We start from the raw sequence: 9,858 nt of genomic DNA, 5'->3' as shown, positions 1-9,858 counted from the left end.
ACGCACGGCTCGGTGGTATCTTCTCATCACTACGCTTCAGTTGGTAAAGTACGGCGTTGGGCGAAAAAAGACGGGGCAGGCCATTGGCGCTGCACCGTAGTGCCCATACGTCAATTGTCAGGAGCGCCAATTACTATTAGCGGCTCACGAAAAAAGATTATATCGCACGACTACCGATTTGTCAACTGGCATTTTATACACGTGGTTCTATTCCCGCAAGGGAGAGATCGTGGTATCATCTAGGGGAAAGATTGCACGATGATAATCGGCCGATTTGAAGGTTATTGCGTATGCTCAATCAACGGTTTGCGGCGTTTGCCTGGGCGAATGTTGCCTATAATCTACTCGTCATTCTGGGGGGTGCCTTCGTCAGGGCGACAGGTTCAGGGGCAGGATGCGGTGATCACTGGCCTCTCTGCGATGGGCAGGTCATTCCCCGTGCCCCAAACACCGAGATGATGATCGAATTTACCCACCGCGTCACTAGTGGGCTTGCGTTACTCGGAACGCTAGCATTGCTGATCTGGGCCTGGCGTGCATATGCGCCGGGTCATATTGTGCGCAAGGCCGCCCTCGTTGCGATGATTTTCATGATTATTGAGGCACTCCTCGGTGCCGCCCTGGTGTTGCTTGAACTGGTGGCAATGAATACGTCAATGACGCGCGCAGCAATGATGGCGCTTCATCTTGCCAATACGTTTTTGCTGCTCGGGGCACTCGTACTGACTGCATGGTGGGCCTCTGGCGGTGCATCGATCACATTGCGCGGTCATAGCAAGATGCTCTGGTTGCTCGGGGTGGGTCTGTTTGGGACAATCCTGGTTGGGTCGAGCGGTGCCGTGACTGCCCTGGGCGATACGTTGCTGCAACACGGTGCCTTGCCCGGTGGCATCGATCAGCCAGTGACCCGAGACTCCCATCTTCTGCTACAGATGCGGATTATTCATCCAATCATCGGCCTGATCGTGGGCATCTATACGTTGTTTCTCGCACGAACTGTTGCGACCTACCGCCCAGGGAAAACCAGTTCACGCCTGGCATGGGCCCTCGTCATTCTCTTTTTCGTTCAGATTCTGCTCGGTGGGCTCAATGTGACGCTCAAAGCGCCGGTCTGGATGCAACTGGTTCATTTGTTCATGGCAGATCTTGTCTGGTCATTCCTCGTTCTCCTCAGTGCGGCGGCCCTCGCCCAACCAGCGCATGCGCAAGCCGCAGCCAGATCGGTCACTTCGCGTCCAGTCCGCCTTGGGACTTGAACGACGCTCAGATTGTCTCTGCAGCTAGAATGTTGAGGGGAGCAAGGTATGGAGTCGACAAAGACGGTTCGTCAATTATTGAAGGTTCGACGTGGGCCAGTCTGGACAACATCCCCTGATGCATCGGTGAGTGATGCGGTGCATCTTATGACCACCAAAGATGTTGGGGCTTTGATGGTGCTTGATGGTGAACGCGTCGCCGGTATTATTACCGAACGCGATGTTGCGCGAAAAGTGGTTGCCGCAGGCCGGCTTGAAGGGCTTCGTGTCGGTGACCTGATGACTGAACGAGTGCTCTATGTGCGCCCCGAGCAACCCCTTGCAGAGTGTATGGCGCTGATGAGTGAACGACAGGTACGCCATCTGCCCGTGCTCGAGCACGGGCAGTTGGTTGGGATTATTTCGATTCGTGATGTGGTGGCTGATATTGTGGCCGAGCAGAGTTTCCTCATCGAGCAACTCGAACAGTATATCTACGAACTTCCTCCTCATCAGCGTACATAGAAGATTTCGGTGGCTGTGACAAGGATTGAGCAGATCTATCAAGAGCGGAGGACGCAATTCGAGGCACTGCGTGTGGTAGCGACACGACGGTGGAGCCAGGTCGCCAACTGGCGGTTGATCATCGCTGTGGCACTGATGACAAGTGGTGGGGTTGGCTGGTGGCGCGGCCTACCGATCCTGCTCTGGCTTGCCCTAGGGTTGCTCGGGATCTTCCTCGGTCTGGTTGCCTACCACAATCGGCTTGCCGCACAGCGTGATCGTTTGGCGGCTTTAGTTGCCCAGAATGACGAAGGGCTTTTGCGTTTGCGGCGCGATTGGGCGGCGCTACCGCTCCGCCAGCCAACTGGTCACATCCTGGAGGCAACCGAGTTGATGCTCGCCGTTGACCTCGATCTGCTCGGGCCAGCCTCACTCCAACATCTGCTCAACACACCACGTAGTCCAGCCGGTCGGGCGACGTTACAACACTGGCTGCTCAACCCCGCTAGGCCACACGTTGTGCAAGAGCGCCAGCAAGCCGTGGCTGAACTGGCCCCCCTCATTGACCTGCGTGACGAATTGGCCTTTCTGGCTGAAGAGGCCGGTGAGGTGCAAGAACGCTATGAACGCTTTACGACCTGGGCGCGAGGCACACCATGGCTCGTCACGAAACCCGCTTTGCTCTGGGTTATGCGGGTGTCGCCCCTCTTGCTCGTGATCAGCATCATCGTCCAGATGCTTGGTCTGACCGTCTGGCCGCTCTGGGGGCCATTTCTCCTGCTCAATCTGTCGCTGACCGCCCTCTATGGTTGGCGGAGCATCGAAACCTTGAGTCAGTTGTATGACCGGGGCGAACTGCTCGCTACCTATGCCGGGCTGTTTGGTCACCTGGCATCACCATCATGGCAAGCCCCCACCTTGCAACGGCTCAAGGCAACGCTCGGGCAAGGTGCCGAGCGCGCCGATCATCGGTTACAGCGGTTGAGTCTGATTGCAGCAGGTGCCGAATTGAGCCGTTCGCTGCTCTTTCCTGTGCTGCAATTTGGTCTGCTGTGGAACTTCCATATCGTGGCCCTGGCCGAGCGCTGGCGTCAACGCTCGGGCGGGCAGGTTGAAACCTGGTTAACTACGCTTGGTGAGATGGAAGCGTTGGCAGCCCTGGCAACCCTCCAGCATGATCACCCGACTTGGCAAATGCCCGTGGTGCAACCCAGCGAACCACCACGCATCCAAGCCGAGCAACTGGCACATCCGCTGCTGGTGCCCGATCAGGCCGTCGCCAACAGCATGACGATTGGCCCTCCCGGTAGCTTTGTGTTGATCACTGGCTCGAATATGTCAGGCAAAAGCACCTTATTGCGTGCGGTTGGCATCAATGTGGTTCTAGCGCAGGCAGGTGGGCCAGTCTGCGCCGAAGCGCTGCGGCTACCACCGGTGGCGCTGGCAACGAGCATGCGGGTGCAAGACTCGCTGGCCCGGGGAGTTTCATATTTTATGGCGGAACTGCAGCGGCTCAAGCAGATTGTTGATCTGGCCCGAGCCAGACCAGACGAGCACCTCGTCTGCTTCTTGCTCGACGAGATCCTGCACGGAACGAACAGCACCGAACGCCTGATTGCCGCTGCACACGTGATCAGCCATCTCGTTGAATTAGAGGCGATTGGGATTGTTTCGACCCATGATCTCGCCCTGGCGGCCGACCCACAGATCCAGCAAATTGTCCAGCTTGCCCACTTCAGCGAATATTTCACCAACGATGCCAGCCCCCCCGAGATGCGGTTCGATTATCAACTTCGCCCTGGCTTAGCCACGACCACCAATGCGTTACGGCTCATGGCCCTGGTGGGGCTCCCATGCGCAGCAACAACCTGAGAATTGATACACCTGAGTTCTAGAGCGCGAGCGGGCCACCTGCGCTCCCAAAGGCAAAGCTCACCTCAGATAGAGAACCACTTACACGCATGGATACGCCCACTATTTCAGCCTGGGGCTATCGAATGTGAGTACTTCAGTCATGTTGCATAACGATCACATGGAGTGCTAGCATAGAAACAGATCTAACGATGCAGCCGCATCCTGACAACCTTCAATTACAATCCAGGAGCAGGAGATTGAAACTACACGGCACAATTGAAACATTTCCGCTTCGCGAGCTCATCGAGATGGTGATCTACAGCTCAGTGACTGGCATGCTCGTGATCCTTGGGCCAGGCAAAGCTGGTGAGCTCTTTTTCCGTGATGGCCTGCTCTATCACGTGAAACGAGGTGAAAGTACTGGGATTGATGCGCTCGCCGAGCTCTTTGAGTTTCATCAGGCTCGCTTCGAATTTATCAGTGGGATCACAAGTGAACGAGAGACCCTCTGGGGCTCACTCACCGGCCACCTTCAGCATGCCGAGCGTCAAGCGATGCGTTGGCGACAGGTTCGTGCGTATGTCCCTGATCTCAAGCTGATCCCCTCCTTGCTTCACGCATATGAAGCAGCCCTACCCCAGGTCGGACCGGCCCATTATCCGGTCTTGAACGAGATCGATGGAAAAAAGAACCTGGCCGAGATTGCCGAGCATCTTGGCTGGGCCACGATTGATGTGGCCGAGGCACTTGTTCAGATGAATGTTGACGGGTTGGTTGATTTGCGCAAACCCGACCGGGTGGCACGCACCAAACGTGACGAAGAGTCGGTGACGAGCACAAAAAGCGGGTTATTTGATCGGATGCTGGCCCGCGCCGCAGCCACGCGTCAACCCGATGTGTTGCCCACCAACCCCGTCATGCGTGAACCACAGAACCAGGAAGAGTTCATTCTCAAGGTACTGCGAACCTGAGATGCTTGTCATCAAGCCTTGCGCCATGCTACAATAGAGCCTGCACACGCAACGTTGCGAAACGCTGCGATGCTCGGGCTCTTTTGTTGTTTCTGCATGACAGAATACGCACTATGTTGCAACCCTCAGTGATTGCGATTGATGGGCCTGCAGGGGCAGGAAAAAGTACCCTGGGGGCACTGTTAGCCAACCAGCTTGGTTACCTCTATTTTGATACAGGGGTCATGTATCGTGCGCTTGCGCTGGTTGCCTTGCAAGCAAAGCTTGATCTGCACGATGAGGCAGAAATGGCAAGGCTAGCCTATGAGGTACAGATAGAGGTCGCCGCCCCAATCACCGATGACGGACGCCAGTATACGGTGCTCGTCAATGGTGAGGATGTGACGTGGGCCATCCGTAGCCCCGAGGTCGAGCGTAATGTATCCCTCGTTGCGCGATATCCCCAGGTACGCCGCGAGATGGTACGCCAACAACAGCAGATCGGACGGCGTGGCAACACAGTGATGGTTGGACGCGATATTGGTACCATTGTGATGCCCGACGCTGACCTCAAGATCTTCCTGGAAGCCTCGCTCCAGGAACGCGCCCGTCGCCGTGCTGTTGAACGCGATGATGATCCCGACCAGACCGTGATGGCTCAGATTCAGCAAGATCTCGCCCGTCGTGACCAACTTGATGACCATGTGCTGAAACCAGCCGATGATGCCGTTATCCTCCAGACAGATGGCCTCTCGCCAGATGATGAACTGGCGTGGATTCTAGACTATCTGGCGGGTCATCACAACGGATAACCAGCGCGATTGCGAACGCATATCCCGGAGGAAACATCTTCGTATGGCTAGCAATTCCTCATGGTCAGTCGCTGAATGGTTGCGGATTCAACTGCACCTTGATGCCGAATCAGCCATTGATCTCGGTGAGACGGAGGAAATTCTTCACGTCACTGGGCGTCACTATATTGTCCTGCTCGGACGCCTGATTCCTCCTCTCTTTAGCCTGATCTTTTTTGGTGGCTTGGCGCTCTATCGGGCGCTGGGCGGGCAATTCCTTGCCTCGCAGGTAGATGACCGGGGCAGCATTGATGTGTTCAACTGGCTGCTGCTCCTTCTGATGCTGCTGCTTGGTTTCATCTGGGTCATCCTGGCTGTACGTGGCAAGCAGAATCGCTCGGCCCAGATCATCATTACCCTGGCCCTGATTGGGCATGGATTGCTCTTCTATTTTCGTTTCACCGGTGGGCGCATCTTCTACCTCGATGCCAATGCCGCTGTTGGGCAGAGTAGCGATGCGTTCAATCTGATTCTCGTGCTCGGTGCCATCATCAGTACGGTGATGGTGCTCTTTACGTTTTATGACTGGCTCAACGATGAGTTGATCCTTACCAATCAACGCATTGTCTATGATAATGATCAGGTGATTATTCCGCGTCTCATCGAGCGTCGCGTGCAACGCCAGATTTTTCTGGAAGATGTGCAGGATGTGAACGCCTTCACCAAAACGTATCCCCAACACTGGTTGCAATATGGCACGATTGAGCTCAAATCAGCACGTATCAATGGCAATATTGTCTTTACGTCTGCCGACAAGCCGATGGTGATGCAGCAGCAGATTATGGCTCAGGTGCGTGCCTTGCGCAAAGTAAGTAGTGAGCACACCTTTGAAGAACTGATTGCTGATCGGATTTATGGTGAAAAAGCGTCAAGTGCATCACCGCTGGCCCAACCCCCGCGACAAACGCGCATGATGGGGTGGATGCGCCAGTTTCTGCACGATAATCCTGAGATTAATTATGAGACCCAGCAGATCGTCTGGCGCCCGCATTGGCTCTTTCTTGTGCGCGGGTTGATCGGGCCAGTGCTCTGGCTTTTGCTCGGGGTACCTGTGGTGCTGGTCGGCGGGAGCGCGCTGCTCCTTGGCTTTCCCTTGATCATCTTCGGGTTGCTGGTAGTGATGCTCGTCTTTATCGCCTGGGCCGCGTATGAAGTCGAGGACTATCGCAATGACACCTATACCCTTACCCCCGAAAAGGTGATTGATATCGAGAAAAAGCCCTTTGGCCCAGAGGAACGCCGTGAGGCCGGCCTGGGCAGTATTAATAATGTGCAATCCAAGACAACCTATATCAGTAACCTGCTAGGCTATGGCGATGTCGAGTTGAGCACCGCAGGCGCAGGAGGGAATTTCACCTTTCATCGCGTGCCACGTCCCGCTGATGTTGTCACCAAGGTGACGGAATATAATGTCCGCTTCAAGCGCAAAGATAAAGATCGTGCCCTCAATGATACCCTTGCACTCTTGCGCCATTATCATGAAGCGCAGATCAAACACGATGAAATTAAAACATAAGCCCGGGAGACACCCTTGAAACACTGGCGCTTGCTGGTGCTGTTTGCGTTACTGGTGCTGTTTGTGCCTGCCCGGTTGACCCACGCGCAGGACGAGACGCCGGTGCGAATCGAGGTGCTGGCCGGGTTCGATGGGGCTGGACACTATCGCATCGGTCACTGGTTTCCCACCAGCCTTGTGGTGAGCAACGATGGCCCCGATCTTCAGGGTACTCTGGAGTGGCGCTTCGCGAACCATGATCAGGCGCTCTATCGCTATCGCCTTGATCTGCCCCAGGGGGCGCGGAAACAGGTGCGCTTGCCTGTGATGACAACCGGGATGACCCGTGCCGCGACCGTTGCGTTCAGCGTTGATGGCGAGGCGTTGACAAGCACCCGGGTGAGTCTTGTCCCCCTGAACGAGAGCCAGATTACGGTCGGGGTGCTTAGTCGTGATCGCTCGATGCTCAATAGCCTCGCTGCGGCAACCTTTGCACCTAATACGACGACGATCGTGAGTCATCTCGACCCGACGCTGTTGCCCGATGATCCCGCTCTGCTCTCAGGCATAAATATCATCTTTGTGCATGATTTCGTCACGGCTGACCTGAGCCCTCGTCAACGTGAGGCGCTGGATTTGTGGATTCACCTTGGGGGTGTTCTGGTTGTGAGCGGCGGGGCAGCCGCGTCGCAGTCTGTCCCAGGGCTCGATGATCTCTTGCCAGTCAACGTCGGCGAATTGCAAGCCGGGGTCAGTGCGGCCAGTCTGGCAGCCCTGGTGCAGCAAGCGACCAGCGTTGGCGAACTCCCCAACTTCAGTGCCAACCGCGTTACGTTCCGCCCCGGGGCTCAGCCGCTTGATCGCGCCGGTCTTCTGGTGAGCCACCATCTCGGGGTTGGTCAGGTGATCTTTGCGGCTTTTGATCTTGCTAGCACACGGATGTGGAGTGGCGAAGCAGAACTCTGGCAAGCAGTTATCACGCTGCAACCTCAGATGCCTATTGCGGCGAGCTTTCGCTGGCGCAACGAGAGTCTACTCGCGAATACCCTGCAACTCCCCGGGCTTCAGTTCCCTTCCACCGGTATCCTGCTGCTGCTGATGGGGTTCTATATTGTGATCATTGGCCCGCTCAATTTCCTTGTGCTACGCAAACTCGGACGCATTGATCTGGCATGGTTTACGACTCCGGGCCTGATTGTGCTCTTTCTGATAGCCTCCTATGGCATCAGTCTGCTCATTCGCGGTACAGCCCCGACTGTCCCGCAACTGGCGCTTGTCCAGAGCTTTGAGGGGCACCAGCAGGGCAAGGCCACCGTCTTTCTCGGGGTTTTTTCACCCCAACGGCAGAGCTACCAGCTTCAAGTGGACGCGCAGGCCCTGATCACCCCCGCAACCTTTGAGCGCTTTCAGGCCAACAATGTACCGGTAACCCGTGATGATGCTTCGGCAGGAATGGAAGATCTGCTCATTGATGTGTCGTCGCTGCGCACCCTGATGGTTGAACAGATGGTTGACGAGGTGCCCGACGTCGTGAGCAAGCTCCAGATGGAACGCCGACGCATCTATGGTGAGCTCACCGTGACTGACACCGATCTCCGTGATGCGATGATCGTGCATGGCGAATCAGCCCAGAGCCTTGGGGATCTGCGGGCTGGGACACAGGTAGCAGTCGACCTTATGCTTGATCAAGGCAATTTTCCGTTTGGTTTCTGGCAAGAAAACAGTACGATGATCAATCGCGGGCAGGTTCTCAATAACCTTTTTGGCTCTGGGAACTTTATGCCCTTCAACGCACCTGTGCAAAACACCAGCCCTGGCATAGTTGATGATGGCATCTATTTGCTTGGCTGGCAAGAGGCGTCACTGCTTGAGGTGACCTTGCCCGGGCATACGCCCCAACACCAGGGCGAAACCCTCTATATGATTCGGCTGGAGCACCCATGAGCGCCATCGTCGAAACACATGCCCTCACCCGTCGCTACGGAGACATGGTGGCCCTCCATGATCTCAACCTGACCATTCCCCAGGGGGCGGTGTATGGTTTCATTGGGCCGAATGGGGCAGGCAAAACCACCACCATGCGCATTCTCACGACGTTGTTGCTTCCCAGTGAGGGTGAAGCGTATGTAGCGGGGCATTCGGTGGTGCGTGAGCGGCTGGAGGTACGGCGCCAGGTCGGCTTTATGCCCGACTTTTTTGGCGTGTACGACAATATGCAAGCGCACGAGTACCTGGAGTTCTTTGCCGAAGCATACGAGATCAATCCCGCACGTCGTTCACGTCTGATTGACGATCTGCTTGAACTGGTTGACCTGACCCACAAAAAGCAGGCCGACGTGATGGGTCTGTCGCGGGGGATGAAGCAACGGTTGAGCCTAGCGCGTACGATGCTGCATGATCCGGCCCTGCTCATCCTTGATGAACCGGCAAGCGGGCTCGATCCACGGGCACGCGTCGAGCTACGCGAACTCCTCAAAGAATTGCGCCGCCTCGGCAAGACGATCATGATCAGTTCCCACATCTTGACCGAACTGGCCGAGATGTGTACCCACATTGGCATTATCGAACGTGGCACGCTGATCACGTCGGGTGATGTCAACACCATTCTGCGGTCGCTGCAACCACACCGTACCTTTGAAATCCACCTGCTGCCAGTCGAAGGCACCGAACCTCTCGTCAGCCTGGAACATGCCGCCGCCCTAGTACGCGACCTTCCCCATGTGCTTGATGTTCGCATGATGCCCGACGAGCATCCCCCACAACTTCAAGTTGATCTTGATGGTGATGATCACGTCGTCAGTGCGCTACTCACGCACTTGATTGGAGGCGGGGTCCAGATTACGCACTTTGCCGGTCAAACGAATGACCTTGAAGACATCTTCATGCAGGTTACCAGAGGCTCGGCATACGGCGGAACAAACTGAAGGGCAAGCGAAAACCTGCCAGCTTTGCTGGCAGGTTTTCGCTTG

Annotated in this window: 8 protein-coding genes; all 8 read left to right on the top strand. The window is 56.0% G+C overall.

Annotation, left to right across the window (positions count from 1 at the left end; all coding sequences use genetic code 11):
• Positions 1–290: 290 nt before the first annotated feature.
• The 8 genes from EYB53_RS20725 to EYB53_RS20690 all read left to right on the top strand — a co-directional run bounded on the left by EYB53_RS20725 (position 291) and on the right by EYB53_RS20690 (position 9,813).
• Complete coding sequence (locus EYB53_RS20725) at positions 291–1,256, top strand: COX15/CtaA family protein (RefSeq protein WP_135480608.1); 966 nt, start codon at positions 291–293, stop codon at positions 1,254–1,256.
• Positions 1,257–1,304: 48 nt separating this feature from the next.
• Positions 1,305–1,760 (top strand): CBS domain-containing protein, encoded by a 456-nt coding sequence (locus tag EYB53_RS20720; RefSeq protein ID WP_135480606.1) that lies wholly within the window; start codon positions 1,305–1,307, stop codon positions 1,758–1,760.
• Positions 1,761–1,775: 15 nt separating this feature from the next.
• Positions 1,776–3,611, top strand: coding sequence for a MutS family DNA mismatch repair protein (locus EYB53_RS26395; RefSeq protein ID WP_135480604.1), 1,836 nt, complete (start codon positions 1,776–1,778; stop codon positions 3,609–3,611).
• A 239-nt stretch (positions 3,612–3,850) separates the two neighbouring features.
• Complete coding sequence (locus EYB53_RS20710; protein WP_167857519.1) at positions 3,851–4,564, top strand: DUF4388 domain-containing protein; 714 nt, start codon at positions 3,851–3,853, stop codon at positions 4,562–4,564.
• Positions 4,565–4,677: 113 nt separating this feature from the next.
• Positions 4,678–5,355, top strand: coding sequence for a (d)CMP kinase (cmk, locus tag EYB53_RS20705; protein ID WP_135480600.1), 678 nt, complete (start codon positions 4,678–4,680; stop codon positions 5,353–5,355).
• 43 nt (positions 5,356–5,398) lie between these two features.
• Positions 5,399–6,910, top strand: coding sequence for a PH domain-containing protein (locus EYB53_RS20700; RefSeq protein WP_135480598.1), 1,512 nt, complete (start codon positions 5,399–5,401; stop codon positions 6,908–6,910).
• A gap of 15 nt (positions 6,911–6,925) precedes the next feature.
• Positions 6,926–8,833, top strand: a complete 1,908-nt coding sequence (locus EYB53_RS20695; RefSeq protein WP_135480596.1) for a DUF8726 domain-containing protein — start codon at positions 6,926–6,928, stop codon at positions 8,831–8,833.
• A complete protein-coding gene (locus EYB53_RS20690; RefSeq protein ID WP_135480593.1) occupies positions 8,830–9,813 on the top strand; it encodes an ABC transporter ATP-binding protein in 984 nt (327 codons plus the stop codon). The genes EYB53_RS20695 and EYB53_RS20690 overlap by 4 nt, the downstream gene beginning before the upstream one ends.
• The last annotated feature ends 45 nt before the right edge of the window (positions 9,814–9,858 follow it).

It is taken from the genome of Candidatus Chloroploca mongolica (genome assembly GCF_004762035.2).
GTDB classification, from domain to species: domain Bacteria; phylum Chloroflexota; class Chloroflexia; order Chloroflexales; family Chloroflexaceae; genus Chloroploca; species Chloroploca mongolica.
This window is presented reverse-complemented; position numbering and strand designations above follow the sequence as displayed.